Annotated in this window: 20 protein-coding genes; 14 read left to right on the top strand and 6 right to left on the bottom strand. The window is 71.0% G+C overall.

What is annotated here, in order from left to right; all coding sequences use genetic code 11:
* Positions 1-57 precede the first annotated feature (57 nt).
* Genes ACFY2L_RS16390 through ACFY2L_RS16380 form a run of 3 tightly spaced genes read left to right on the top strand, consistent with a single transcriptional unit; the run spans position 58 to position 5,478 of the window.
* The gene (locus ACFY2L_RS16390; RefSeq protein ID WP_390822638.1) at positions 58-1,467 is read left to right on the top strand and encodes a glycosyltransferase family 29 protein; all 1,410 of its coding nucleotides are present in this window, start codon (positions 58-60) and stop codon (positions 1,465-1,467) included.
* Complete coding sequence (locus tag ACFY2L_RS16385) at positions 1,464-3,797, top strand: glycosyltransferase (protein WP_390658306.1); 2,334 nt, start codon at positions 1,464-1,466, stop codon at positions 3,795-3,797. The genes ACFY2L_RS16390 and ACFY2L_RS16385 overlap by 4 nt, the downstream gene beginning before the upstream one ends.
* 4 nt (positions 3,798-3,801) lie before the next feature.
* Entirely contained in the window at positions 3,802-5,478 is a 1,677-nt protein-coding gene (locus ACFY2L_RS16380; RefSeq protein WP_390822637.1) for a hypothetical protein, read from the top strand.
* A gap of 53 nt (positions 5,479-5,531) precedes the next feature.
* Here the strand turns inward: ACFY2L_RS16380 and ACFY2L_RS16375 are convergent, their stop codons facing one another.
* From ACFY2L_RS16375 to ACFY2L_RS16355, 5 genes are all read right to left on the bottom strand, one after another.
* Positions 5,532-6,794: an NAD(P)/FAD-dependent oxidoreductase gene (locus ACFY2L_RS16375; RefSeq protein ID WP_390822636.1), complete on the bottom strand. Its 1,263-nt coding sequence runs from the start codon at positions 6,792-6,794 to the stop codon at positions 5,532-5,534.
* The gene (locus ACFY2L_RS16370) at positions 6,791-7,207 is read right to left on the bottom strand and encodes a GtrA family protein (RefSeq protein ID WP_390658309.1); all 417 of its coding nucleotides are present in this window, start codon (positions 7,205-7,207) and stop codon (positions 6,791-6,793) included. Before ACFY2L_RS16370 ends, ACFY2L_RS16375 begins: the two co-directional genes overlap by 4 nt.
* Entirely contained in the window at positions 7,200-8,231 is a 1,032-nt protein-coding gene (locus tag ACFY2L_RS16365; RefSeq protein ID WP_390658310.1) for a glycosyltransferase family 2 protein, read from the bottom strand. Before ACFY2L_RS16365 ends, ACFY2L_RS16370 begins: the two co-directional genes overlap by 8 nt.
* Positions 8,232-8,395: 164 nt before the next feature.
* Positions 8,396-9,724 (bottom strand): polysialyltransferase family glycosyltransferase, encoded by a 1,329-nt coding sequence (locus tag ACFY2L_RS16360; protein WP_390822635.1) that lies wholly within the window; start codon positions 9,722-9,724, stop codon positions 8,396-8,398.
* Positions 9,724-10,710 (bottom strand): glycosyltransferase family 2 protein, encoded by a 987-nt coding sequence (locus tag ACFY2L_RS16355; RefSeq protein ID WP_390822634.1) that lies wholly within the window; start codon positions 10,708-10,710, stop codon positions 9,724-9,726. Before ACFY2L_RS16355 ends, ACFY2L_RS16360 begins: the two co-directional genes overlap by 1 nt.
* A 197-nt stretch (positions 10,711-10,907) precedes the next feature.
* Between ACFY2L_RS16355 and ACFY2L_RS16350 the strand changes: the two genes are divergently transcribed.
* Genes ACFY2L_RS16350 through ACFY2L_RS16335 form a run of 4 tightly spaced genes read left to right on the top strand, consistent with a single transcriptional unit; the run spans position 10,908 to position 15,586 of the window.
* On the top strand, positions 10,908-12,269 hold the full coding sequence (locus tag ACFY2L_RS16350; protein WP_390658313.1) for a DUF6716 putative glycosyltransferase: 1,362 nt from the start codon (positions 10,908-10,910) through the stop codon (positions 12,267-12,269).
* Between the two features lie 20 nt (positions 12,270-12,289).
* The gene (locus tag ACFY2L_RS16345; RefSeq protein ID WP_390658314.1) at positions 12,290-13,507 is read left to right on the top strand and encodes a cytidylyltransferase domain-containing protein; all 1,218 of its coding nucleotides are present in this window, start codon (positions 12,290-12,292) and stop codon (positions 13,505-13,507) included.
* Between the two features lie 13 nt (positions 13,508-13,520).
* Positions 13,521-14,459, top strand: a complete 939-nt coding sequence (locus tag ACFY2L_RS16340) for an N-acetylneuraminate synthase family protein (protein ID WP_390658315.1) — start codon at positions 13,521-13,523, stop codon at positions 14,457-14,459.
* A 32-nt stretch (positions 14,460-14,491) separates the two neighbouring features.
* The gene (locus ACFY2L_RS16335; protein WP_390658316.1) at positions 14,492-15,586 is read left to right on the top strand and encodes a hypothetical protein; all 1,095 of its coding nucleotides are present in this window, start codon (positions 14,492-14,494) and stop codon (positions 15,584-15,586) included.
* Between the two features lie 521 nt (positions 15,587-16,107).
* Here ACFY2L_RS16335 and ACFY2L_RS16330 read toward each other — a convergent pair.
* Positions 16,108-16,824: a class I SAM-dependent DNA methyltransferase gene (locus ACFY2L_RS16330; RefSeq protein ID WP_390658317.1), complete on the bottom strand. Its 717-nt coding sequence runs from the start codon at positions 16,822-16,824 to the stop codon at positions 16,108-16,110.
* 356 nt (positions 16,825-17,180) lie between these two features.
* Here ACFY2L_RS16330 and ACFY2L_RS16325 point away from each other — a divergent pair, with 356 nt between their 5' ends.
* From ACFY2L_RS16325 to ACFY2L_RS16295, 7 genes are all read left to right on the top strand, one after another.
* The gene (locus ACFY2L_RS16325; protein ID WP_390658318.1) at positions 17,181-18,419 is read left to right on the top strand and encodes an amidohydrolase; all 1,239 of its coding nucleotides are present in this window, start codon (positions 17,181-17,183) and stop codon (positions 18,417-18,419) included.
* Between the two features lie 318 nt (positions 18,420-18,737).
* A complete protein-coding gene (locus ACFY2L_RS16320) occupies positions 18,738-19,769 on the top strand; it encodes a BMP family protein (RefSeq protein WP_390658319.1) in 1,032 nt (343 codons plus the stop codon).
* Positions 19,770-20,012: 243 nt separating this feature from the next.
* Positions 20,013-21,065 carry a BMP family protein gene (locus ACFY2L_RS16315; RefSeq protein WP_390658320.1) on the top strand — a complete coding sequence of 351 codons (1,053 nt, stop codon included), beginning with the start codon at positions 20,013-20,015 and terminating at the stop codon, positions 21,063-21,065.
* Positions 21,066-21,482: 417 nt separating this feature from the next.
* A complete protein-coding gene (locus tag ACFY2L_RS16310) occupies positions 21,483-23,153 on the top strand; it encodes an ABC transporter ATP-binding protein (RefSeq protein ID WP_390658501.1) in 1,671 nt (556 codons plus the stop codon).
* Complete coding sequence (locus ACFY2L_RS16305; RefSeq protein WP_390658321.1) at positions 23,150-24,265, top strand: ABC transporter permease; 1,116 nt, start codon at positions 23,150-23,152, stop codon at positions 24,263-24,265. The genes ACFY2L_RS16310 and ACFY2L_RS16305 overlap by 4 nt, the downstream gene beginning before the upstream one ends.
* Entirely contained in the window at positions 24,265-25,527 is a 1,263-nt protein-coding gene (locus ACFY2L_RS16300; RefSeq protein ID WP_390822633.1) for an ABC transporter permease, read from the top strand. The genes ACFY2L_RS16305 and ACFY2L_RS16300 overlap by 1 nt, the downstream gene beginning before the upstream one ends.
* Positions 25,524-25,937: a cytidine deaminase gene (locus tag ACFY2L_RS16295; RefSeq protein ID WP_390822632.1), complete on the top strand. Its 414-nt coding sequence runs from the start codon at positions 25,524-25,526 to the stop codon at positions 25,935-25,937. The genes ACFY2L_RS16300 and ACFY2L_RS16295 overlap by 4 nt, the downstream gene beginning before the upstream one ends.
* The last annotated feature ends 1 nt before the right edge of the window (position 25,938 follow it).

The raw sequence follows: 25,938 nt of genomic DNA, 5'->3' as shown, positions 1-25,938 counted from the left end.
AGCAGAGGGTCAGACACCAGGCCGCAAAGGCCCTCGTCAGCGCCATCCCCGGTCACAGTGGACGAGTGCCTGCGCGCCTGCTCCGTGCACAGCGGCAAGCTCGTCGGCAGCCTCGACCCCCGCCGCCTCGCGCTCGCTGAGGCACTGCGTCAACTCCTCGCCCTGTGGGCGACCCAGGAGACGGCCGCGCCCGCGCCCACCGCGGCCGGACTCCTGCGGCGCACCAAGGCGGCCGCCACCGGCAGCGGCGGCACCCTCGGCAACGACGTGCTCGACGCGCTGCTCAACGTGGGCAACAAGGCGGTCGTCTGCGCCTACGACGACGAACTGCAGCTGACCCTGCTCATCACCGACACCATCCTCCACCAGCGCCGCAACTCCCGTGCCGGCTGGCGGCTGCGCGGCCGGATCCTGGAGGCCCTGGGCCGGCCGGAGGCCGCCGCGGAGGCCTACGAGCGCTACCTCGACCTCACCAAGGAGGACGGCTTCGGCGTGCGCGCCCGCGTCGACGGCATCCACGCCGCCACCCGGGCCCGCACCGAGCTGCTCACCCTCCTTGGCCGCACGGTCCCCGAGTCCGCCCGCTTCAGCGACCGCCCCGCCACCGACGTGTGGGCCGAGGGCCTCGCCGCGCACGCCGTCGGCGACCAGAGCGGCGCCGAGGCCCGCCTGGTCGGCGCCCTGCTCGCGATGGACCGTCAGGGCACGCCCGAACAGGAGGTCCAGGAGGCGCTCGCGCACTACCTCGACCTGGCCACCTCCCGGCAGGCCCGGCCCACCGCCGAACTGACCCGGGCCCTCGCCCTGTACGCCGACACCCGCCGCAACCACATGCGCGGCCCGGTCCCGGACCCCCTCTTCGACGGCGTGCAGTGGCTCAGCCTCGGCGAGTTCCGCAACCGGATCGCCGGCAAGTCGATCTGCCTCATCGCCAACTCCGGCACCGTCGCCGAGAGTTCGCTCGGATCCGAGATCGACGGCTACGACCTCGTCGTGCGCTTCAACTCGTACCGCATCGACCCCGCGCACACGGGCCGCAAGACCGACATCCACGTCACCATCCACAAGCACAACTACAACTGGGACCAGCGGGTCGACACCCGGCTCGTCTTCAGCGGCAGCTCGCCCGACTGGAAGTACTCGGTGCGCAACAAGCTCGTCCCGGGCGCGCAGACCTGCGTCAACGACGAGTCGCTGCGCTGGCCGGTACGGAACATCGGCGGCTGGACCACCGAGCGGTTCGAGGCCATCCCCACCTCCGGCTTCAACATGCTCTGGCTGCTGGACTTCCTCGACGTCAGCCCCACCCTCGACCTGATCGGCTTCGACTTCTACGAGAGCGGCGCCTACCGCCTCCCCGAGGCGATGAAGCTGGCCATCACCAACGTGCACGCATACGGCAGCGAGAAGGCGTGGGTCATGGAACGGGCCCAGAGCGTCTCCGGCATGAGGATTTCCCTGCGATGACGACCACCACCCCCGCGCCCACCACCCCCGCCCCCGCCGCCGACGCGAGCGCCCTGACCGGCAAGCGCCGCATCGCCTTCGCGAGCTTCGTCGACGAGAACTACCTCCCCGGCTTCCTCGTCCTGCTGCGCTCCCTCGCCCTGTCCAACCCGGACGTCTGCGAGGACTTCCTCGTCCTCCACGACGATCTGCGCCCCGCCTCCGTCGCCGCGATCCGCGCCCTGCACCCGCGCGTGCGGTTCCGCCGCGTGGACGCCGGCCACTACGACTCCTACGTCAAGGGCGACCAGGACAACTACCTGGTCCGCAAGGCGTACTTCATCCTCGACGTCTTCCGCATCCGCGACTACGACACCGTGATCACCCTGGACACCGACATGGTGGTCCTCGGCCCGATCACCGAACTCCTCGCCCTGCGCCACGGCCTCGCCGCCGTCCCGCAGTTCTTCTACGGCGACAAGACCCGCATGCTCAACAGCGGACTCCTCGTCATCCAGAAGGAGTACCTGACCGACGAGTTCTGCGCGAAGATCGACGCGATCGGCCGCAGCGGGCGCTACGAGCTCGACAAGCACGACCAGGGCATCCTCAACGCCCTCCTGGACGGCGACTTCGTCGACCTCGACCCCCGGTACAACTACGTCAAGCGCCGCCTCTCCGGCGACCTCCCGGTCCCGGACGACACCGCCGTCCTGCACTTCACCGGCCGCCACAAGCCCTGGCAGGGCGGCGAGGCCGGCTACACGCAGGCCCAGGAGCGCTGGGCGGAGTTCGAGCTGACCGACGCCGAACTCCACGCCGCCTACCTGGAGGCCGGCGACACCCTCCACCACGACCTGCTCATCCACTACGGCACCCCGCACGTCGAGCGCACCGGCGACGTCGACACCGCCCGCAAGGTCGCCCTCGCCCACATAGGCGCCGGCGACTACCAGGCCGCCGTCGACATCCTGGAGCGCGTCCACCTGCCGGTGGACGAGGCCTGGCCGCACGAGGTGTACGGCAACGCCCTGATGAGCGTCTCCCGCTACGAGGAGGCCAGGGCGCAGCTCCATCTCGCCACCGCCGCCCCCAACCGGGCCGCCACCGCCTTCTCCCGGCTCGCCCAGATCGCCTGGGTCCACGGCGACGACACCCGGGCCCGCGAGTACGCCACCGCCGGCCTCACCGTCGACCCCACCCACCGCGCCAGCCGCATCTGGCACCAGCGCACCCTCGGCGTCCCCGCCCAGCAGCAGGGCAGCCCCGAGGACCAGCTCGCCCACGTCGCCTTCTACATGGACCGCCAGGGCAACGCCGGCGACAAACTGCTCCCCGAGAGCGTCCGGCTCGCCTTCGGCCCCGACACCACCGCCCGCCGCTGGCACTCCGTCCACGCCCACCGCCTCTTCGACGAGGCCGCCCTGGAACGGGTCAACGCCCGCCGCGGCCTGGTCATCGGCGGCGGCGGACTGTTCATCCCGGACACCATGCCCAACGGCAACAGCGCCTGGCAGTGGAACGTCCCGGACGAGCTGCTGAGCCGCGTCGACGTGCCGATCGCGGTCTACGCCGTCGGCTTCAACGCCTTCGACGGCCAGTCCTACCGGGCCAACCGGTTCCGGGAGTCGCTGCGCCTGCTCGTCGAACGCTCCTCCTTCTTCGGCCTGCGCAACCACGGATCCATCGAGAAGGTCCGGGCGATGCTCCCCGCCCACCTCCACGACAAGGTCCGCTTCCAGCCCTGCCCGACCACGGTCACCCGCCGGCTGGTCGACGGCTGGCAGGACCCGGCGACCCGCGACGACACGATCCTGGTCAACGCCGCCTACGACCGCGCGGGCCTGCGCTTCGGCCACGACTACGGCTACTTCCTCGCCCAGATGGCCAAGGCCGTCAAGGACCTGGGAGAGCTGGCCGAGGTGCGGTGCGTGGCGCACTCCCTCGACGACGAGAAGCTCGCCTTCGACCTGCGCCGCGAACACGGCGTCTCGCTGCCCGTCATCCCGATGTACGACTTCGGGAACGACGAGATCCGCGACCTGTACGCCCGCACCAAGCTGGTCATCGGCATGCGCGGCCACGCCGGCATGATCCCGTTCGGCTGCGGCACCCCGATCATCAGCCTCATCTCGCACCCCAAGATGGCGTACTTCCTGCGCGACATCGACCGTCCCGAGTGGGGTGTCTCGGTGCACGACCGCAACCTCGCCGCCCTCCTCGTGGAACGCTCCCGCGACCTGCTCGCCGACCACGACCGCACCGTCGCCGACGTCCACGGCCGCCAGCAGGAACTGTGGAAGGTCACCGAGGCGAACGCGGCCGATCTGCGCACCGTCCTGGGCGGCTGACCCCATGGCGACGACGACCGCTCAGGTCGACGCGCCCGCCGCCGCACGCGTCCGCCGGTCACCCCTGTGGTGGCCGGCGGTCGCCGTGCCGGCCGCGGCGGCCGTCGTGTACACCGTGCTGACCCGCCGGCTGACCGGTGATCTCCAGTACGTGCTGGGCGCCCTGCGCCTGGGCGGCGAGGCCGGCTACTCCCCGTCCGAGGTCTTCACCCACCGCCCCTTCTTCTACCGGTGGTTCATCGCGCTGCTGGACATGCCGACGGCCGGCGGCGTCGTCGTACGGGAGACGGTGATCGAGGCGGAGGGCGCGGTCCTCGTGGCCGCGGCGGCCCTCGCCCTCCACACGGCGCTCCTGCGCCGGGTCACCGCCCGGGAGGCGGCCCTCACCGCCGGCGCCACCGGGCTCGTCCTCGTCCTCGCCCCGCGGACCGACTTCCTCCAGCCGGAGTGGACGGCGGTGGTGCTGACCGTGTTCGGCGTCGCCGCCGCCCTCGGCGTCCGCCGCCCCTGGCCGGCCGCCCTGCTCGCCGCGCTCCCGCTGGGCCTCGCGGTGATGATGAAGTACTCCACCGCCTCCACGGCCGCCTTCGGCGTCCTGATCCTGTGGGCCGTCGACCGGGGCCGCGCGACCCGCGTCGCCCTGGCCGCCGTACCCGGCGCGCTCGCCCTGTTCGGCCTCAGCGTCCTCGCCGGCTCCCACGAACTGCAGTGGACCGAGGACATGCCGCAGATCAACCAGTCGGCCCTCAGCCGCACCGGCATCCGCCCCGGCTTCGTCCTCCACCGCTCCTTCGAGTTCCTCGCCGACCGGGCCCTCCTCACCCCGGTGCTGCTGCTCCTGCCCGGTGCGCTGCTGCTGCTCCTCACCCGGGTGCGGGGCCGCGCCCGTCGCCTGGAGCTGCTGACGATCGCCCTGCTCACCGGCTTCGGCTCGCTGGCCGTGGTGATCGTCCAGGGCAACTGGTTCCCGTACCACGCCGTCCAGCTGACCGTCTTCGCCGCCGCCGTGTGGGGCCTCGCGGTGGGCGGTTCGCGTACCCCGCCGTGGTGCTTCGGCACCGTGTCCCTGCTGTACGGCGCCCTGCCCGCGCTCTACACCCGGCTGCCGGAGGGGGTGCAGCGCCCGGCGACCCTGTGGGTGCTCGGCCTCGTCGCCCTGCTCGCCGCGGTGGCCGACACCCGGCTGAAGGGCCTGCCCGGACGGTCGGCGGCCCCGGTCGCGCTCGCCGGTGTCGTCCTGCTCGCCGGCCCGGTCTGGCCGAGTTCCCCGCACCTGGCCCAGTACGGCAGGGTGTCGTCGACCAACACCACGTTCCACCGGAACGCGGAGATCAAGCAGAGGGACGCCGACCGGCTCCGCGCGCAGCTCCCGGCCGGGGCGAAGGTGCTGTACCTGGCCTTCGGCGACACGGTCTACCACGTCGGCCACCCGGCCCAGTGCCGCTACCCGATCGCCACGTTCCTCCAGCGCACCCGCTTCGTCCCGGACGTGGCCGGCCTGAGGTCGTTCCAGGAGAACGCGGACTGCGTCGACCACGACCCGGCGCCCTACGCGATCCTGGACCGGGCCTGGTTCCGGCTCGCGTACGTCGACGCGGGGCTGCGGCGCCGCGTCCGGGCGACGTACGACTGCCCCCCGCTGGATCCGAAGACACCGTTGGTGGTGTGCACACGGAAGTGACCACGACGAAGGGCCCCGGTCGACCGACCGGGGCCCTTCCCGTGCGGAGGGCGTCAGCGCAGGCCGAGGGAGGCGGTCACCTTCCGCGCCATCTCCACCGAGTAGCTCTGCCCCCGGTCCTGCGGATAGATCTGGGCCATCGTCGCGAGGGTGACCCGGCTCATCGGGGTCTCGTGGCCGGGGATCAGCGCCCGGTACTCCGGCGTCACCACGGGCTGGGCGAAACCGGCTCTGGAGAAGTGCCAGTCCTTGATCCAGGACGCGTCGAACTCCGGGTTGATCCGCTTCAGGTACGGCACGAACGCGTCGAGCAGCTCACCGGGGTCGGTGGTGAACCGCCAGTCCTCGCGCTCGACGTAGTTGCCGACGTAGAGGACGTGCCGTCCGCCGTACACCGCGGGGTCGATCATCCGGGTGTGCTCGACGACCGCCAGGAACGGGAAGTCCGGCTCGTTGATGTTGAGCCAGTAGTAGGGGATCACGCTGCGGTCCGTCTCCAGGACGAAGCAGGTGGCGCCCAGGTACTGGTTCCTCCACACCGTGTCCTCGGCGGGCAGCCCGGCCGCCTTGGCGAAGGCGGGCTGCGGGGTGGTGACGATCAAGCGGTCGAAGCGGTACGTCGACCCGTCCGCGCAGGTCACGACGGGCGTCTCGCCCTCCTGGCGGATCGTCTCGACGGCCTTGCCGAACTCGACTTTCCCGCCGCGCTCCTCGATCCCGTCCCGCAGCGCCGCGTAGACCCGCTCGAAACCACCGTCCACATAACCGAGTTCGAAGGTCCGGCAGTGGATACGGGCCCACAGCCATGCCATCGACACCTGCTCGGCGCGGTCGCCGAACTTGCCCTTCAGCAGCGGCTCCCAGATGGCCGCCGTGGCCTTCTTCCCGGCCCGCCTGCGCAGCCAGGCGAGGGCGGTGAGGTCGTTGTAGCGCTCGCCGTTCCGGACGGCCTTCAGCACGGCCGACGAGCCCGCGAAACGCACCGCGTCCAGCGGCGAGAACCCCGGGAAGCGGAGCATGTCGAACGGGGTGGTGAAGTCGATCAGCTTCCCGTCCCGGTAGATACCGGTCGTCGGCTTGTGGAAGCGCAGCGCGTCACCCAGTCCCAGCTCCTCGATGAGCGCGATCATGGCCTTGTCGCTGCGGAAGATGTGGTGGTAGTAGCGCTCCAGCGGAACCCCGCCCACCTCCAGCGAGGCCGCCAGCCCGCCGAGTTCGCCGGCCGCCTCCAGGATGGTCACCTGGTGGCCGGCCCGTACGGCGTCCCAGGCGGCGGTCAGCCCGGTGGCACCGGCGCCGATGATGCCGAGGTTCATCCGAAACTCCACTTTCTGTTGAGCACGAACTGGAGCGCCAGAACCAGCGGCAGGGAACCCGCCTTGACGAGGTTGGCGTCGACCCCGAGTCCGTCGGTGAAGGCGAGGAAGAGCAGGTTCGTCAGGACGACGCCGGTCAGGCCGACGGCGTAGAAGCGCAGGAAGCGGACGACGATCCGGTCGCGGCGCTCGAAGGTGAACCGTGCGTTCAGCACGAAGTTGTTGGTGATGGCGAGCGTGGTGCTGAGCGCGTTCGCGAACTGCTCGTCCATTCCCGCCGTGTTGTGCAGCAGCAGGAAGACGACGAGGTCGAGGGTGACCCCGCTGCCGCCGATCAGGGTGTAGCGGACGAGCTGGCGCACGGTGCGGGACCGGTCGCCGGCGACCGCCACCGGGGCCGTGGTCTCAGTCATGGGCCTCGGGCCCGCCGATCACCTCGCGCACCAGATACAGCGGGCGCCCCTGGGCCTCGCTGTAGATGCGTCCGACGTAGGTGCCGATCACGCCCAGCGACAGCATCTGGACGCCGCCCAGGAACAGCACGACGACCATCAGCATCGTCCAGCCGGAGACGGTGATGTCGGGCCGGAGGAACTTCATCGCGAGGGCGTAGAGGATGCCGGTCATCGACAGGGCCAGGACGACGAAACCGAGCCGCGTGATCATCTTCAGCGGCACGGTGGAGAAGCTGGTCACGCCGTCGACGGCGAGCTTGGCCATCTTGCGCAGCGGGTACTTGGTCTCGCCGGCGAAGCGCTCGTCGCGGTCGAAGGCCACCTCCGTCTGCCGGTACCCCATCGAGGCGACGATGCCGCGCACGAACCGGCTCTTCTCGCGGTACTTGCGCAGCTCGTCGGCGACCCGCCGGTCCAGGAGACGGAAGTCGCCGGTGTCCAGCGGGATGTCGACCTCGGTGGAGGAGCGCAGGAGGCGGTAGTAGAGGTGCGCGGTGGTCCGCTTGAACACGGTGTCCTGACGGCTGCGCCGCCGCGCGTGCACGATCTCGGCGCCCTCGCGCCAGGCGTCCACCAGCTCCAGGCTGACCCGGGGCGGGTCCTGGAGATCGGTGTCCATGACGATCACCGCGTCGCCCCGCGCGACGTCCAGACCGGCCGTGATGGCGATCTGGTGGCCGAAGTTGCGGGCGAAGTCGACGATCCGGACCCGGTCGTCCTGCTCGGCCAGACCCCTGAGGACCGCGAGCGAGCCGTCGGCGGAACCGTCGTTGACGTACACCAGCTCGAAGTCGAGGTCCGGCCGGCCGGCGAGGGCGGCGGTCAGCTCGGCGTGGAAGGCGGCGATGCCGTCCCGCTCGTTGTAGACCGGCAGGACGTAGGAGATCAGGGGCCGCCGCCGCGGGGCCTTCGGGGCCGGCGGGAGAGGCGCGGGAGCGGGAACCGGGGCGGTTGCGGGCGGGCGTATGTCCTGCTGGGTCATGTCGGCCCGCCCGCATTCCTGAACGGGGCTTGGGGGAACGCTGTTTGCAGCATTCGGGGAAGCTATGGAGCGTGGGTTAACCCCGGCCCAACTCCTCACGTCCGGAAGCGGACGTCCCCATTGCTCTTCGTCTTTTCGGGTTTATTCGCGCATTCGGTGACGGATCATCGCCCGATCGACTTCCGCAACGCCTTCGCCCGCCGCACGACCCAGCGCGCCGTGGAGTTGTGCGGAAGGAACGAAAGCCGTTCCGGGATACCGCCGGGCAGCCCCAGTGAGGTCAGCCGCTTGCGCCGGAAGTATCGCCGGGTACGCGGATCCAGACGGGTGCGCAGGTAATCCTCGGCCGCCGGACGGAGACCGGAAAGGATCTGCGGCTGCATGACGAATCCGACGGCGGACAGCAGACCGGCCACGGTGTCGGCCGGAATGATCTCGTCCTTCTCCTCCAGATCCGGCAGCAGCGCGTCCGCCAGCACCACCGGCACCCGGTTGCTGTTCTGGAACGGCGTCAGCCGCTCCAGCAGCGCCTCCGTGCCGATCCGGGCGGCCGGCAGCCCGTAGAACGCCGCCGCGGTGAACAGCGCGGTGGAGAAACAGCCCACGACCAGCGCGGGCCGCGCCCTCTGGAACAGCACCTCGGCGAGCACCGGTGTGTCCAGGACGGTGAGTTCGACACCCAGTTGCTCCGCCTCCGCCTCCAGCAGACGGCTGTAGCGGGCCGGCGCGGTCGGATGCGGCTTGAACACGATCGAGCGGTGGCCCCGCGCCACCGCACCCCGCATCATCCGCACATGCAGGTCCTCCTCCTCCCGCACGGAGAGGATGTCCAGCGCGGACAGGTACTGGCCGAGCAGCAGCGCGAAGCCGTCGGGCAGCGGAGGCAGCCGCGGCACGGCGTCGGCGACCTGCCCGAGCACCTTCAGGAACGCACCCGCCGGGACCGTCCGCGCCGGCACCTCGAACTCGCCGAGCAGCAGCGGTACGAGACCGGGCACCAGGTCCAGATGGAGCAGCCCGCGCACCCGCGTACCGATCAGCGGGTCGAGCTTGTTGCGGGTGGGGCCGTAGCTCATCAGGCCGTCGGCGTAGACCTCGACCGGCGCGCCCGGGAACACCTGGGCGACGGCCTGGGCGGGGTTGACCTGGATGGACTCCAGGACGATCTCCACCCGGTCCTCGCCCAGCCCCCACAGCAGCCGCAGATACCGCTCCAGGAGCGGGACGTCGTCGGGGCGCGGCGACCAGGCGCCGGGGTGGAAGGGGCTGATCGCGTCGTTCCAGGACAGCACCGCGTCGAACCGGTCGCGCAGCGGCTCGAAGCCCGGCATCTCGTCGACGGCCGGGGTGGTCTCCGGGGTCGTCGCGTTGTTGCACACCAGCAGCAGCCGCCGGTCCGCCGCCGGGAAGCAGCCGGCGTCGAGGGCGGCGGCGAGCGTGGCCGCGCCGTACAGCGTGGAGGCGCAGAAGATCTGTGTCGTCGTGGGTGCCATCAGGCGGCCGCCTTCGCGCTGGTGATCTGCCGCCGCAGCCGCCGCAGCCGGGCGGAGCGGCGCAGGTCCATGGTGTCGAGAACGTCGGTGAGCAGCTCCTGCGGCATCCGCTTTATGGCCGCCGAGCTCATCGTGCGCAGCTGCCTGGCCACGGCCGGCTCGAACTTGTCGGTCTCCGCGAGGTGATGGGCGATGATCGCGCAGTACGTGCGCACCGCCTTGGGCAGCAGCCGCTCCGCCTCCCGGTCCCGGGCGGTCTCCTCGACGACCTGGTCGAAGGCGCGGATGAAGTCCAGCTGGCGGGCGTCGCCGATCTGGGTGAGGGAGGAGGCGACCCCCCGGCGGTAGAAAACGCCGTGCAGGTTCAGCACCGCGAACGACTCCGCCTCCCGGTGCAGTTTCCAGATCCAGGGCCGGTCCTCGGCGGTGCGCAGCCCGTCCGTGAAGTGCAGCAGACCGCGGTCGAGGAGGCGGCGGTGGTAGGCGCCGGCCCAGGCGTAGGGGTAGTCCACGGACGTGGAACGGTCGGCGGGCAGGATCGCCTCGCGGGGGCTGAGCACCTCGTCCCGCCGCCCGAGCGGATGCCGCACGATCGTGCGGGCGCGCCCGGTGGCCTGCACATGGTCCGTCCGCACGAAGTCGCAGCCCAGCGTCTCGATCGCGGTGACCAGTTCGGTCAGATGGCCGCGCGCGAGCCAGTCGTCCCCGTCCAGGAACGTCAGGTACTCGCCGCGCGCCGCGTCGAGCCCGGTGTTGCGCGCGGTGGCGAGGCCCCCGTTCTCCTCATGGCGGACATGACGCACCTGGGCGACCTCCGAAAGCTCCTCGACCGCCCGTTCGAGAATGGCCGGAGTTTCGTCCTTCGATTTGTCGTCCACCAGCACGAACTCGAAGTCCGGCCGGGCGTTCAGACGAAGGCTTCTGAGGGTGTCCGGTGCGTATTGCTGGACGTTGTAGAACGGCACGATCACGGAAAGCTTTGGCACGCCGAAATCCTAGGAGGGGCCCCGGCAGCGGAACTTTCCGTTGAGGGGACGGGGGGTGAACTCGATGTGTCGGAATGGTGCACCGCGTGTGCGTGATGGCCGTCCGCGGGCCAGTTCGGTGTCCGGTGGGCTGCTGTTAACTTTTCGTTGAGTCGCGGTTGGGCCAACCCTGGGTTTTGCTTTCTAGCGTCTTCGGCGTGCCAGCAAGTACTGCGAACCCCCCGCGGATTGCCGTCCTCGCGGACTCGGACACCCGGTGGAAATGGGGTGCGCTGACCGCCTCCAGGATCGTGCCCGGACCAGCGAGCGGGGTGCAAGCCGACCCCGTCCTCCCCGTCCTCGACGGGTTCCTCCTGCGCGGCCGGGCCACCCCCACCCCGCGTCAGCTCGCCGAGGTGGGCGTGCGCGCCGACTCCCTGCGCGAGGTCACGGCCGTCGAGTTCCTGCGCGCCATGACGCGGACCTCGTACGACGTCGTCGTCCTCGCGCTGGTCGGCGGCGGCGTCCAGGCGGTCCTGCACGGCCTCAAGCGCGTCTGGGAGGGCACCGCCGCACGGCCCGTGGTCGTCACCGGTTACGTCGGCGTCGTCTACGAGAAGCTCACCGACGGACTGCTGCTGCGGCACGGCGCCGACCTCGTCCTCGCCAACTCCCGCCAGGACGCGGAGCGGTTCCGCGCGGTGTACGAGGGCGTGGGCGCCGACGCCTCCTCCGTCACCGAGGTGGCCCTGCCCTTCCTGGGCGGCGCCCCCTACACCGGCGAGCACGACCCGTCGGCGGAGCAAGGGCGCAGGCCCTACACCGTCGTCTTCGCCGCCCAGCCCTCCGTGCCGGAGAGCCGCAAGGACCGTACGTACCTGCTGAACCGGCTGGTGCAGCACGCCCGGCTGCACCCCGAGCGCGAGGTGCTGCTGAAGCTGCGCTCCAAGCCCGGCGAGCACACCACGCACATCGAGGAACTGCCCTACCAGAAGCTGGCGCAGCGGCTCGACCTGCCGCCCAACTTCCGCCTGGTGTACGGCAACATGGGCGAGGTCCTCGACCGCACCGACCTCCTGGTGACGATCAGTTCCACGGCGGCCCTGGAGTCGCTCCACCGTCGTGTCCCGACCGTCGTGCTCAGCGACCTCGGGGTGCGCGAGGCCCTCGGCAACCACCACTTCGTCGGCTCCGGCTGCCTCGCCTCCTGGGACCAGCTCGACGCCGGCCACCGGCCCGCGCCCGACGAGGAGTGGGTGTCCCGGCAGGGCGTCGCCGCCGACGGTTCCTACGGCAGCGCCTTCGACGCGGCCCGCGAACGCATCGCGAAGCTGCTCGACCGGCCCGGCGGACTGCCGCCCCTCACGCCCTACTACACGCCCGCCACCGCCCCCGGCTATCTGCCCGGGATCCTCGCCCGCCACCACCTCGGCCCCGACGGCAGCCCGCTGCCCGGCGCGCCCGCCGCCGACAAGGAGCCCGGCCCGGTCCGGCAGATCGTGCGCCGGGCGGCGCGCGGCGCCTACCGGCACGGGGTCCAGCGGGTGGCGCCGGTCATCCGGCGGATGGGGGAGCTGTGACCCTTCAAGGAGAGAAGCCGATGTCCGACTCGTCAGCGGGGGTGCGCCGCGTCCTCGCCGTGATCCCCGCCCGCGGCGGCTCCAAGGGAGTGCCCGCGAAGAACCTGGCCCCGGTGGGCGGTGTCCCGCTGGTGGCGCGCGCGGTCCGCGAGTGCCGCGCCGGCCGGCTGGTCACCGACGTGGTCGTCTCCACCGACGACCAGGCCATCGCGGCCGCGGCGCGCGAGGCGGGCGCCGAGGTCGTGCTGCGGCCGGCCGCCATCGCCGGCGACACCGCCACCTCCGAGGCCGCCGTCCTGCACGCCATGGACGCCCACGAGGCCCTGCACGGCTCCCCGGTCGACGTCGTGCTGCTCGTGCAGTGCACCAGCCCCTTCCTCGTCCGCGAGGACGTCGACGGGGTCGCCGCGGCGGTCGCCGAGCAGGGCGCGGACACCGCCGTGACCGTCGCGCCGTTCCACGGCTTCGTCTGGCGGCACGCCGACGGGGCGGACGAGGACGGACTCGGCGTCAACCACGACAAGTCCTACCGCCCGCGCCGCCAGGACCGCCCCCAGGACTATCTGGAGACCGGCGCCGCCTACGCGATGGACGCCCGTGGCTTCCGCGAGCACGGGCACCGCTTCTTCGGCCGCACGGAACTCGTCCGCACCGACCCCGCGCGGGTCCTGGAGATCGACGACCCGCACGACCTCGCGCGGGCCCGCGCCCTGGCCCCGCTCCTCGACGCGGACCGCCCGGACGCCCTGCCGGCCCTCGACGACATCGACGCGGTCGTCCTCGACTTCGACGGCACCCAGACCGACGACCGGGTGCTGATCGACTCCGACGGACGGGAGTTCGTCTCCGTCCACCGCGGGGACGGGCTGGGCATCGCCGCCCTGCGCAGGAGCGGCCTGAAGCTGCTCATCCTCTCGACCGAACAGAACCCGGTGGTCGCCGCCCGCGCCCGGAAGCTGAGGCTCCCGGTCCTGCACGGCATCGACCGCAAGGACCTCGCACTCAAGCAGTGGTGCGAGGAACAGGGCATCGCGCCGGAGCGCGTGCTCTACGTCGGCAACGACGTCAACGACCTGCCCTGCTTCGCCCTCGTGGGCTGGCCGGTGGCGGTCGCGAGCGCCCACGACGTCGTACGCGGCGCCGCACGCGCGGTCACCTCCCTCCCCGGAGGTGACGGCGCGATCCGGGAGATCGCCGGCTGGATCCTCGGACCTTCTCTCGACCCCCTCACCACGTAAGGACATCTCCGCCATGAGCACCAACTCCCGTCTGCGCACGTTCGGTTCCCGCGAGGTCGGCCCCGGCCGCCCGGTCTACATCTGCGGCGAGATCGGCATCAACCACAACGGCGAGCTCGAGAACGCCTTCAAGCTGATCGACGTGGCCGCCGAGGCCGGCTGCGACGCCGTGAAGTTCCAGAAGCGCACCCCCGAGATCTGCACCCCGCGCGACCAGTGGGACATCGAGCGCGACACGCCCTGGGGCCGGATGACCTACATCGACTACCGCCACCGCGTGGAGTTCGGCGAGGACGAGTACCGCCAGATCGACGAGTACTGCAAGGAGAAGGGCATCGACTGGTTCGCGTCCCCGTGGGACACCGAGGCGGTCGCCTTCCTGGAGAAGTTCGACGTCCCGGCTCACAAGGTCGCCTCGGCCTCCCTCACGGACGACGAGCTGCTGCGCGCCCTGCGCTCCACGAACCGCGCGGTCATCCTCTCCACCGGCATGTCGACGCCCAGGCAGATCCGCCACGCGGTCGAGGTCCTCGGCTCCGACAACATCCTCATGTGCCACGCCACGTCGACGTACCCGGCGAAGGCCGAGGAGCTCAACCTGCGTGTGATCAACACGCTGGAGAAGGAGTACCCGAACGTCCCGATCGGCTACTCCGGCCACGAGACCGGCCTGCAGACCACCCTGGCCGCCGTCGCCCTCGGCGCCGTCTTCGTCGAGCGCCACATCACCCTCGACCGCGCGATGTGGGGCTCCGACCAGGCCGCCTCCGTCGAGCCGCAGGGCCTCACGCGCCTCGTCCGTGACATCCGCACCATCGAGGCCTCCCTCGGCGACGGCGTCAAGAAGGTCTACGACTCGGAGCTGGGCCCCATGAAGAAGCTGCGCCGGGTCTCCGGGGTCGTCGCGGAGGCGGAGATCGCCGCGGCGGCGGGCGAGCCGGTCACGGTCTGAGACACCCACCACTACGGGACGGTCGTACGAGGATGAGCCCCCGCGCCGGCACGCGCACCGGCACCACCCCCCACACCCTCGCGTTCGTCGAGAGCCCGGTGCAGCTCCTGAACGTGCTCGAGTGGGCGCACGCGCGGCACGCGCCGCCCGCCCGGGAGGAGCCCGGCGCGCAGCTCACCCTCGTCGTCCTGTCCCCGAACGACCCCATGACGCGCGGCCAGCTGCGGCGCATGGCGGAACTGGCCCGCGACGAGGGCCACGCGGTCCGCTGGGAGGAGGCGCGGGGCGGTACCACGGCCCCCTTCCGCACGATCGGCGGCCTGACGCCGATGCTGCGGCGGGCGAGGCGGGTGGTGATGGGGGACCCGTTCTCGCGCTACGTGCAGCTGCTGCTCACCATCACCAGGGCCGCCGACCTGGTCGTCGTCGACGACGGCACGGCCACCATGGAGTTCGTGGGCCAGCTGGCCCGGGGCGAACGGCTGGTCCGCTGGCACCGCAAGGGCGGCCGGCCCGGCCCCCGCGACGTCCTCTTCGCCCCGGTGTCGTCCTCGGCCAGACGCCGGCTGACGCCGGCCCAGGGCCGCCGGGTGGAGGTCTTCTCCTCGATGCCGATAGACGACAGCCCCGAGGGAGTCACCGTCACGGCCAACACCTTCGCCTGGACCCGGGCACGCTTCGGTCCGCCGCGTGTGACGAAGGGCGCGGACATGGTCGGTACGTCGCTGGTGGAGACGGGGGTGGTGGACGCCGACCGCTACCTGGAGGCGGTACGCGCGCTGGCGCGGGCCCATGGCGCGGCCCGCTACTTCGCCCATCGCCGCGAGAGCGCGGACAAACTCCACCGGCTGGCCGTGGAGACGGGCCTGGAGGTGGTCCGCCCCGACCTCCCCCTCGAACTGATCGCCCGGCGGGGCCCGATCGGCCGGACGGTGCTCAGCTTCCCGTCGACGGTGGTCCACACCCTGCCGCTGGCGCTGTCGGGCACGGACGTCCGCGTGGCCGTCTGCGACATCGACCCCGCCTGGCTGACCGACCGCGCCTCGCCGCGGGCCCAGGGCTTCCTCTCCGGCGTGACGGACACCGCCCGCGACGTCCACCGCCTGGCAGCCGTACTACCGGCCTAGCCCGCACCCCGGCGTGCCGCCACGGGTCGCCGGCCGACAGCGGGTCCGCGGTGGCCGGTCGCGCAGTTCCCCGCGCCCCTGGGGGGTTGCAGTCGCGTTGCCCGGTGGCTTCCGTGGCTGCGTGAGGCGTCGCGGGTTGTGGGCCGACAGCGGGTCCGTGGTGGCTGGTCGCGCAGTTCCCCGCGCCCCTGGGGGGTTGCAGTCGCGTTGCCCGGTGGCTCCCGGGGCTGCGTGAGGCGTCGCGGGTTGTGGGCCGGCTGCGGGTCCCCGCCGCGCAGTTCCCCGCGCCCCTTTGACCGCGTAGCTGCGGGCAGTCGTGCCGCTGGGGCGGCACGGGTGGGCGCAGCGGCACCCTGCGCGCGCCGGCAAGCGCACCGCACCCACCCCAGGCCCGCTCAGGCCGCCGGGGCGGTCAGGGCGGCCTTGGCCGCCAGCCGGAGGCGTCGACGCGCTCGTCGGACAGCGCCCCGACGTCGTGGCAGCTCGTCTCGTGACCGCCGGGATCAGCACGCGGTGGCGAACTACGCCCGCGGGTCCGTGGTGGCGCGAGCCGTACGCCCCGCCGCCGCTGACGTGACCGGGCCCGGCGCGCGCGCCAGGAGGAAGGCGCGGGGGCGCCGCGCCCCCTCGTCCGGCGCCAGGACGACACGCGCCCGCACCTCCAGCCCCGCGTCACCGAGCAGCGCGGCCACCGCCTCCGGATCCCGGAAGCAGTAGCGCAGCGAGACCTCCTGCCCGAACCGCTCCGTGATGTGCAGCTGCTCCCCCCGCCCGGTCTGGAAGGCGAGCAGCAGCCACCCACCGGGCACCAGGACCCGCCGGAACTCCCGGATCACCCCGGGCAGTTCCGCGTCGGGCACATGGACGACGGAGTACAGCGCGAGCAGCCCGCCCAGAGAGCGGTCGGGCAGATCGAGCCCGGTCATCGACCCGACATGGAACCGCAGATGCGGATGCGTCCGCGAGGCCAGCGCGACCATGCGCGGCGAGACGTCCACCCCGAACACCGGCAGCCCGAGGGCGTCGAGCCGCCGCGTCACGAACCCGGGCCCGCATCCGACGTCGGCGACCGGCTCCCCGCCCCCGCGCTCCTTGACCAGGTCGGCGAACCCGGAGACCAGCGAGTTGTCCATGACCCGGTGCCCCAGCCCGTCGGGAAACTCCTCGGCGTAGGCCTCGGCTATCGCGTCGTACGAGGTGCGGGTGGCGTGCAGGAAGTCGACGTCCAGGTCGGTCATGGGGGCGCACACTACCGGCGCGCCGGGCGGGCCGACGGGTGCTCCTCCCGATGGCCCAAGCCCGGGGAGCGGTTTTTCCCGCGGTGCTCGCGCGGTGTGAAGGGCGCGTCGCCCTGCGCCGAGGGATCCGTGGCCGATCCCGGAACGTGGACAGACGGGGCGTACCCCCCGCTGGTCGTGGTATGCGTGAGGGAAGGAAGAGGGACGGCGCCAAGGAAGAATTCGGCGAGTTTACCCACCCTCTGCAGCAGCCATGCGTCGCGCGGCCAACTTTTCTTCCTCCAACGGGTTGAAATTTTGTTGATCGGGTCAGTTGACCGCTTCGGCGTCCTACCCTTCAGAGGGTGAAGCAACTGATGTCCCGAGAGTCCGAGGCCGATCCTTCAGAGCGCGCCCTGCCCGGCACGCTGCCGGAAGCCCTGCGTGCGGAGCTCGTCGCCTTCCGGCGCGACATGCACATGCACCCCGAGCTCGGCAACCAGGAGTTCCGTACGACCGCCGCGATCAAGGCCCGCCTGGAGAAGGCAGGCCTCACGCCGCGCGTCCTCGCCGTAGGAACGGGCCTCATCTGCGACATCGGGATCGAGGAGGGCGAGCCGGTCTCCGGCGTGCCCATCCTCGCCATGCGCGCCGACATCGACGCCCTGCCCATCCCGGACACGAAGACCGAGTGCGCGTACCGCTCGACCGTCCCGGACCGCGCCCACGCCTGCGGTCACGACGTGCACACCACGGTCGTCCTCGGCGCCGGCCTCGTCCTGGCCGAGCTGCACCGGCAGGGGCGCCTCCCGCGTCCCGTGCGGCTGATCTTCCAGCCCGCCGAGGAGGTGCTGCCCGGGGGCGCCGCCGACGCCATCGCGTGCGGCGCCCTGGACGGGGTCGGGCGGATCATCGCGGTGCACTGCGACCCGCGAGTCGACGCCGGGTTCATCGGGCTGCGCGAGGGTGCCATCACCTCGGCCTGCGACCGGCTGGAGATCACCCTGGACGGCCCCGGCGGCCACACCGCCCGCCCCCACCTCACCACCGACCTCGTCACCGCGGCCGCCCGCGTGGTCACCGACGTGCCCGCGCTCGTCGGCCGGCGGGTCGACACCCGGGCCGGGCTGGCGGTCACCTGGGGACGCATCGAGAGCGGGCACGCCCCGAACGTGATCCCGCAGCACGCCGAGCTGTCCGGCACCGTGCGCTGCCTGGACATCGAGGCGTGGCGCCAGGCCCCGGACATCGTCGTGGCGGCGATCGACGAGGTCGCCAACCTGCACCGCGCCAAGTCCGAGATCAACTACGTGCGGGGTGTGCCGCCCGTCGTCAACGACGGCGACGTGACCGGGCTGCTGCGCGAGGCGATGTACGCCCGGCGCGGCGAGGGCTCGGTGGAGAACACCGAGCAGAGCCTCGGCGGGGAGGACTTCTCCTGGTACCTGGAGCGCGTGCCGGGGGCCATGGCCCGGCTCGGCGTCCGGCCGCCGGGTGAGCGCACGGTCCGTGATCTGCACCAGGGCGACTTCGACGCGGACGAGTCCGCGATCACCGTGGGCGTCGAGCTGTTCACGGCCGCGGCCCTGCTGGACGCCGCCACCCGCGACGTATGACACGGCGGTGACCGCCAGGGGGGCGACGGGATGACCGGAAGGCACCCCTTCGTCCCCCTGTGTCACCCACCCGTAACCCCCAGGACGCGCTTGTAACCCAAGGTCGGCACGAATCGATAACGGGACCGGGAAACCCCGTTCCCCTGCCCTTCTACGCGCGTTACTGTCGCCGGAATCGCCAGCCGGTACGGCTTCTCGGGGGAGCCCCCCGGACGGCGCCACCAAGGGGAAAGCGGGCCGGTCACGGCGCCGTGGGGATGCGAAGGGGTGCTTGCTGTGCGTCTGATATCTCGGAGGAGCAGATTCTCCCGGGCGGCGGTGACCGTCGCGGTCGTCGCTCTGGCTGCCGCCGGCTGCGGCGAGTCCAGCACCGGTTCCAAGACGAGCGACTCGGAGTCGTCCGGAAAGTACTCGGGCAAGGGCATCGGCCTGGCGTACGACATCGGCGGCAAGGGCGACCAGTCCTTCAACGACGCCGCCTACGCCGGCCTGCAGAAGGCCGAGAAGGAGTTCGGCATCAGCGGCCGGGACGTCGAGCCGCAGGACAACGAGACCGACGCGGACAAGATCCAGCGCCTGACCCAGCTCGCCCAGGCCGGCTACAACCCGGTGATCGGCGTCGGCTTCGTCTACGGGCCGGCCGTCAAGGCGGTCGCCGCCAAGTTCCCGAACACCACCTTCGGGATCATCGACGACGAGACCGTCCAGGCGAAGAACGTCGCCGACATGGTCTTCCACGAGGAGCAGGCCTCCTACCTGGCCGGCGTCGCCGCCGCCAAGGCGTCCAAGAAGGCCCACATCGGCTTCATCGGCGGGGTGGACATCCCGCTGATCCGCAAGTTCGAGGCCGGTTACGTCCAGGGCGCCAAGTCGGTCAACCCGAACATCAAGATCGAGTCGCAGTACCTCACCGAGACGGCCCAGGAGGGCGGCTTCTCCAGCCCCGACAAGGGCAAGGACGCCGCCGGCGGCCAGATCGAGGCCGGTGCCGACGTCCTCTACCACGCGGCCGGCCTCTCCGGTCAGGGCGTGATCACCGAGGCCGCCGCCAAGAAGGTGTGGGCCATCGGTGTCGACTCCGACCAGTACAGCCAGAGCGCGCTCGCCGCGTACAAGGACTACATCCTCGGCTCGGCGCTGAAGAACGTCGGCGGCGCGGTCTACGACCTCGTGAAGTCCGTCTACGAGGGCAAGCCCCTGTCCGGCGTGGTCCGCGGCAGCCTCTCCAACGACGGTGTCGGCTTCGCCGACTCCAACCCGAAGTACAAGGCCATGACGGACGTCGTGGACGCCGTCGACAAGGCCAAGCAGGACATCATCGACGGCAAGGTCACGGTCAACACCAAGTAACGCCCCGGCGGGGCCTTCGTAACACAGGTTCCGTCCCCTTCCTACGCCCTTACGGGCGTCCTTGCAGCCCATAGGCCCCTTGCCTCCCGCAAGGGGCCTTCCGCTGTCCGTAACCTGGGCTACAACTGCGGCCACAGCTCGATAACGGAGCGGACAGAAGGGTTTTTCCTGCCGGTCTACGCGCGTTACGCTGCGGCGGAACCAGCGCCTGGTTTGGGCGCTTGCACAAAGGAGTCTCGTTCCATGCGCCGGGTGTCCCGAATCGCAGCTGCGGGTGTTGCCACCGCAGCTCTCGCAGTGACCGTTTCCGCCTGTGGAAGCTCGTCCACCTCGTCCTCCTCGTCCGAGAGCAGCAGCAAGAACCTGGGCCTCGCTCTCGCGTACGACGTCGGCGGCAAGGGCGACCAGTCCTTCAACGATGCCGCCACCGCCGGCCTGGAGCAGGCCGACAAGGAGTTCGGCTACAAGTCCACCGCGGTCGAGCCGCAGGACGGCGAGTCCGACGCGGACAAGGTCCAGCGCCTGGAGAACCTTGCCAAGCAGGGTTACAACCCGGTGATCGGCGTCGGCTTCGCCTACGCTCCGGCCGTCAAGGAGGCCGCGGCCAAGTACCCGAAGACCACCTTCGGCATCGTCGACGACGAGCAGATCAAGGCCGACAACGTCGCCGACCTCGTCTTCCACGAGGAGCAGGCCTCCTACCTCGCCGGTGTCGCGGCCGCCAAGGCCACCAAGTCCGACGTGGTGGGCTTCATCGGCGGTGTGGACGTGCCGCTGATCCACAAGTTCGAGGCCGGCTTCAAGCAGGGCGTCGAGGACACCAAGAAGGGCGTCACGGTCAAGTCGCAGTACCTGACCGAGACCGCCGCCGAGGGTGGCTTCTCCAGCCCCGACAAGGGTGAGAGCGCCGCCGAGGGCCAGATCGACGCGGGCGCGGACGTCATCTACGCCGCCGCCGGCCTGTCCGGCCAGGGCGTCATCAAGGCCGCCAACGCCAACAAGATCTGGGCGATCGGCGTCGACTCCGACCAGTACAAGCAGGACGCGCTCAAGGCGTACAAGGCCTCGATCCTGACCTCCGCCATGAAGAACGTCCAGGGCGCGGTCTACAACCTGGCCAAGTCGGTCGAGGACGGCAAGCCGGCGACGGGCGTCGTCCGCGGCAGCCTGGAGAACGGCGGCGTGAGCGTGTCGAACTCCAACCCGACCTTCGCCGGCAACGCCGACATCCAGGCCGCGATCAAGAAGGCCGAAGAGGGCATCAAGGACGGCAGCATCACCGTCAAGACCTCCTGACCCCGGAACTGAACCGGTCAGAGGCATTGGCCAACAGGGCGCTGCAATGACAGCGTTACGGCCACGGAACGGGGCGCGGGCAGGATCGGCCCCGGCGCCGGTCTCGCGCCCGCCTGGCGACGCCTGGCACACCCGCTCGCGGCGGTGCCGGAAGACCCCCGTAGCCACGGCTACGAGGTCCTTCCGGCACCGTGCGGGCGCACACACCGGACGCCGCCCGGCCCGTCCTGACGGACGGACCACGCGAGATCGGCTCCGGGGCCGCTCGTGCCCCGTTCGCGCGGCAGAATGCTCGGAACGGATCCGGACTTGATCGAGATCGCTATCAAGATCATTCAAGGTCGATTCGATCCGGGCACTATTTAAAGCAGGGGCGCTACGCGCGTAGAGCGGCCCCTTTTTCAAGGAGAGTGCGCCATCGACGCGTCCAGCAGCCCTCCGCTCACCGCACAGTCGACGATCGCGGTAGAGCTGGCGGGGATCACCAAGCGCTTCCCCGGTGTCGTCGCCAACCACGACATCCACCTGACCGTCCGCAAGGGCACCGTGCACGCCCTCGTCGGCGAGAACGGCGCCGGCAAGTCGACCCTGATGAAGATCCTCTACGGCATGCAGAAGCCGGACGAGGGCACCATCGCCGTCGACGGCGAACAGGTCACCTTCTCCAGCCCCGCCGACGCCATCGCCCGCGGCATCGGCATGGTCCATCAGCACTTCATGCTGGCCGACAACCTCACCGTCCTGGAGAACGTGGTGCTGGGCAGCGAGAAGCTGCACGGCATCGGCGGCGCCGCCCGGAAGAAGATCAAGGAGATCTCCGACCGCTACGGCCTCGGCGTCCGCCCCGACGCCCTCGTCGAGGACCTCGGTGTCGCCGACCGCCAGCGCGTGGAGATCCTCAAGGTCCTCTTCCGGGGCGCCCGGACCCTGATCCTCGACGAGCCGACCGCCGTGCTCGTCCCGCAGGAGGTCGACGCGCTCTTCGCCAACCTGCGCGAGCTGAAGGCCGAGGGCCTCTCGGTCATCTTCATCTCCCACAAGCTGGGCGAGGTCCTCTCCGTCGCCGACGACATCACCGTCATCCGGCGCGGCACCACCGTCGGCACCGCGGTCCCCGCCGAGACCACCCCGCGCCAGCTCGCCGAGATGATGGTCGGCAGCGAGCTGCCCACCCCGGAGACCGCCGAGTCCACCGTCACCGACCAGCCCGTCCTCCAGGTCGAGAACCTCACCGTCTTCGCGAGCGGCGGCGCCTCCCTGGGCGTCGAGTCCGAGCCCGTGGGCCCCGGCTCCCTCGTCGAGGCCGGCGGCGAGGTCAAGCGCGTCCTGGACGACGTCAGCTTCACCATCCACGCCGGTGAGGTCATGGGCATCGCCGGCGTCGAGGGCAACGGCCAGACCGAGCTGATCGACGCGCTCATCGGCACCAAGAACGCCGACTCCGGGACCATCGCCTTCCTCGGCGAGGACATCACCCCCTGGCCCACCCGCAAGCGCCGCGAGTCCGGCGTCGGCTACATCCCCGAGGACCGCCACCGCCAGGGCCTGCTCCTGGAGGCCCCCCTCTGGGAGAACCGCATCCTCGGCCATGTCACCGAGACCCCCAACGCCAAGGGCTTCTGGCTGAACCCCAAGGGCGCCCAGGCCGACACCCGCCGGATCGTCGAGGAGTTCGACGTCCGCACCCCCGGCATCGACGTCACCGCCGCCTCCCTCTCCGGCGGCAACCAGCAGAAGCTGATCGTCGGCCGCGAGATGAGCCACAACCCGAAGTTCCTGATCGCCGCCCACCCCACCCGCGGTGTGGACGTCGGCGCGCAGGCCCAGATCTGGGACCGCATCCGCGAGGCCCGCCGCGAGGGCCTGGCCGTGCTGCTCATCTCCGCCGACCTCGACGAGCTCATCGGCCTGTCGGACACCCTGCGGGTGATCTACAACGGCAGGCTGGTCGCCGACGCCGACCCCGCCACCATCACCCCGGAGGAGCTCGGCTCCGCCATGACCGGCGCCGCGACCGGTCACCTGGAACACGTAGAGACGCCTGCGGAAGACGACGCAGCCGCCGGTCCGGAGGACGAGGCCCGATGAAGAAGTTCGACAAGGAGCGTCTGCTCCTCGCCGTGGCCGGCCCGGTCATGGCGCTCGTCGCGGCGATCCTGCTGACCTCGGTCGTGCTGATCGCCTCGGGCAAGAGCCCGATCGAGCCGTACACGCTCATGCTGGAGCAGATCGGCTACTCCGACGTCCAGGTGCTGATCATCAACCAGGCGTCGCTGTACTACGTCGCCGCCCTGGCGGTCGCCCTCGGCTTCCGCATGAACCTCTTCAACATCGGCGTCGACGGCCAGTACCGCCTGGCCGCGATGATGACCGCGGTGGTCGGCGCGCACGTCGACCTGCCGGCCTTCCTCCAGGTCCCGATGCTGCTGCTGGTCGCCGCCCTCACCGGTGGACTCTGGGCCGGCGTCGCGGGCGTCCTGAAGGTGACCCGCGGCGTCAGCGAGGTCGTCGCGACGATCATGCTCAACGCGATCGCCACCAGCCTCATCGCCTACCTCACCCTGCCCGAGGTGTTCGGCGAGCTGGTCGGTGACAACAAGACCACCGGCATCATGAAGGAGTCCGGCTGGGTCCCCGGCATCGACCTCGGCCCGGACGTCGGCGAGATCTACGGCCTGGTCTTCCTCGCCGTCGCCCTCGGCGTCGTGTACTGGCTCGTCCTCAACCGCACCCGCTTCGGCTTCGACCTGCGCGCCACCGGTGAGTCCGAGTCGGCCGCCGCCGCCTCCGGCGTCGACGCCAAGCGCATGATCCTCACCGTGATGATCGTCTCCGGTGCCGTCTCCGGCCTCGCCGGCCTGCCGCTGCTGCTCGGCAGCGCCCACACCTACAGCCTGAGCTTCCCGACGGGTGTCGGCTTCCTCGCCATCGGCATCGCCCTGCTCGGCCGCAACAACCCGGTCGGCATCGCGTTCGCCGCCCTCCTGTGGGCCTTCCTCGACAAGGCGTCTCCCGCCCTCGACTACGCGACTCCCGAGCCGTACGAGAAGGAGATCGCGATGATCATGCAGGGCCTGATCGTCTTCGCGGTCGTCATCTCCTACGAGGTCGTCCGCACCTGGGGTCTGCGCCGCCAGCAGAAGCGTGTCGGTGAGGAGCTCGCCGCCGCCGCGAACACCAAGAAGGAGGTGGCGGTCTGATGAGCACCGCGACCATCGCGAAGCCGAAGGCCCATCAGCCCCGCAAGGGCGGCCGCCGGATGTCGCTGCCCGTACTCCTGCTGGTCATCGCGGGCGTGCTGATCCTCACGTCGGTCGTCCGGCTGATCACCGGCGCGGACGGCATCACGTCCACCGGCCAGATGTCCACCGCGCTGCGCGCCGCCGTGCCGATCGGCCTCGCCGGCCTCGGCGGTCTGTGGGCCGAGCGGGCGGGCGTCGTCAACATCGGCCTCGAGGGCATGATGATCCTCGGCACCTGGTTCGGCGCCTGGGCCGGCTACCAGTGGGGCCCGTGGACCGGTGTCGTCTTCGGCATCGTCGGCGGCGCGCTCGGCGCCGTCCTGCACGCCATCGCCACCGTCACCTTCAACGTCAACCACATCGTCTCCGGTGTGGCCCTGAACATCCTGGCCCTGGGCACCACCCGCTACCTGTCGAAGTTCACCTTCGAGAACGCCCCGCAGGGCTCCTCCAAGCAGTCCCCGCCGATCGAATCGCTGGGCACCTTCGACGTCCCCGGCCTGTCCGGCTGGCTGGAGACCCTCAACGGCAAGCACTGGTTCCTGGTCTCCGACCTCGCCGGCCTGGTCGGCGGTCTGATCACCAACCTGTCGCCGCTCACCGTCGTGGCCGTCGCCCTCGTGCCCGGCACCTGGTACGTGCTGTGGCGCACGTCCTTCGGCCTGCGGCTGCGCTCCTGCGGCGAGAACCCGGTGGCGGCCGAGTCCCTCGGCGTCAACGTCTACAAGTACAAGTACATCGCCGTGATCATCTCCGGCGGCTTCGCCGGTCTCGGCGGCGCCTTCCTGTCCATCGTGGCGTCCAACGTCTACCTCGACGGCCAGACCGCCGGCCGCGGTTACATCGGTCTCGCCGCGATGATCTTCGGCAACTGGATGCCGGGCGGACTGGCCCTGGGCGCCGGCCTGTTCGGCTACACCGACAGCCTCAACCTGCGCGGCGGCACCACCAACGTGCACGCGCTGATCCTGCTGCTCGCGATCCTGCTGGTCGCCGGGGTGGCCTACCTGGTGTGGCGGAAGAAGTACGTCCCGGCCGCGATCACCGCCGCGGTCTCGGCCCTGATGTTCGTCTGGTACGTCAGCACGGACGACGTCCCGAACCAGGTCGTCACGGCCACCCCGTACGTCGTCACCCTGCTGGTCCTCTCCCTGTCCGCCCAGCGCCTGCGCATGCCGAAGGCGGACGGCCTGCCGTACCGGAAGGGACAGGGCAAGTGACGCCCGCCGCCACGCCGGCCGACCCGGTCGACTGGGAGAAGCTGCGGACGGTGGCCCGGGACGCCATGTCCCGGGCGTACGCCCCGTACTCCGGCTACCCCGTCGGCGTGGCGGCCCTCGTCGACGACGGCCGGATCGTGTCGGGCTGCAACGTCGAGAACGCCTCCTACGGGCTCGGCCTGTGTGCCGAGTGCGGGCTGGTCTCCCAGCTGCAGAACACCGGCGGCGGCCGGCTCACGCACTTCACCTGCGTGGACGGCAGGGGCGAGATCCTCGTCCCGTGCGGCCGCTGCCGCCAGCTGCTGTACGAGTTCGGCGGCGACGGCCTCCTGCTGGAGACGCCGGCGGGGATCGTGCCCCTCTCCGAGATGCTCCCGCAGGCCTTCGGGCCGGACCACCTCACCCAGTGAC

The organism is Streptomyces sp. NPDC001381, assembly GCF_042895685.1.
Lineage (GTDB): Bacteria > Actinomycetota > Actinomycetes > Streptomycetales > Streptomycetaceae > Streptomyces.
This window is presented reverse-complemented; position numbering and strand designations above follow the sequence as displayed.

What these genes read in the sequence shown, in the direction of transcription:
- ACFY2L_RS16335 (WP_390658316.1), top strand. Translation starts at nt 14,492, where the DNA reads ATGAGCCCCCGCGCCGGCACGCGCACCGGCACCACCCCCCACACCCTC.
- ACFY2L_RS16315 (WP_390658320.1), top strand. Translation starts at nt 20,013, where the DNA reads ATGCGCCGGGTGTCCCGAATCGCAGCTGCGGGTGTTGCCACCGCAGCT.
- ACFY2L_RS16365 (WP_390658310.1), bottom strand. Translation starts at nt 8,231, where the DNA reads ATGACCCAGCAGGACATACGCCCGCCCGCAACCGCCCCGGTTCCCGCT.
- ACFY2L_RS16375 (WP_390822636.1), bottom strand. Translation starts at nt 6,794, where the DNA reads ATGAACCTCGGCATCATCGGCGCCGGTGCCACCGGGCTGACCGCCGCC.
- ACFY2L_RS16300 (WP_390822633.1), top strand. Translation starts at nt 24,265, where the DNA reads ATGAGCACCGCGACCATCGCGAAGCCGAAGGCCCATCAGCCCCGCAAG.
- ACFY2L_RS16325 (WP_390658318.1), top strand. Translation starts at nt 17,181, where the DNA reads ATGTCCCGAGAGTCCGAGGCCGATCCTTCAGAGCGCGCCCTGCCCGGC.
- ACFY2L_RS16305 (WP_390658321.1), top strand. Translation starts at nt 23,150, where the DNA reads ATGAAGAAGTTCGACAAGGAGCGTCTGCTCCTCGCCGTGGCCGGCCCG.
- ACFY2L_RS16345 (WP_390658314.1), top strand. Translation starts at nt 12,290, where the DNA reads ATGTCCGACTCGTCAGCGGGGGTGCGCCGCGTCCTCGCCGTGATCCCC.
- ACFY2L_RS16340 (WP_390658315.1), top strand. Translation starts at nt 13,521, where the DNA reads ATGAGCACCAACTCCCGTCTGCGCACGTTCGGTTCCCGCGAGGTCGGC.
- ACFY2L_RS16330 (WP_390658317.1), bottom strand. Translation starts at nt 16,824, where the DNA reads ATGACCGACCTGGACGTCGACTTCCTGCACGCCACCCGCACCTCGTAC.
- ACFY2L_RS16380 (WP_390822637.1), top strand. Translation starts at nt 3,802, where the DNA reads ATGGCGACGACGACCGCTCAGGTCGACGCGCCCGCCGCCGCACGCGTC.
- ACFY2L_RS16360 (WP_390822635.1), bottom strand. Translation starts at nt 9,724, where the DNA reads ATGGCACCCACGACGACACAGATCTTCTGCGCCTCCACGCTGTACGGC.
- ACFY2L_RS16370 (WP_390658309.1), bottom strand. Translation starts at nt 7,207, where the DNA reads ATGACTGAGACCACGGCCCCGGTGGCGGTCGCCGGCGACCGGTCCCGC.
- ACFY2L_RS16385 (WP_390658306.1), top strand. Translation starts at nt 1,464, where the DNA reads ATGACGACCACCACCCCCGCGCCCACCACCCCCGCCCCCGCCGCCGAC.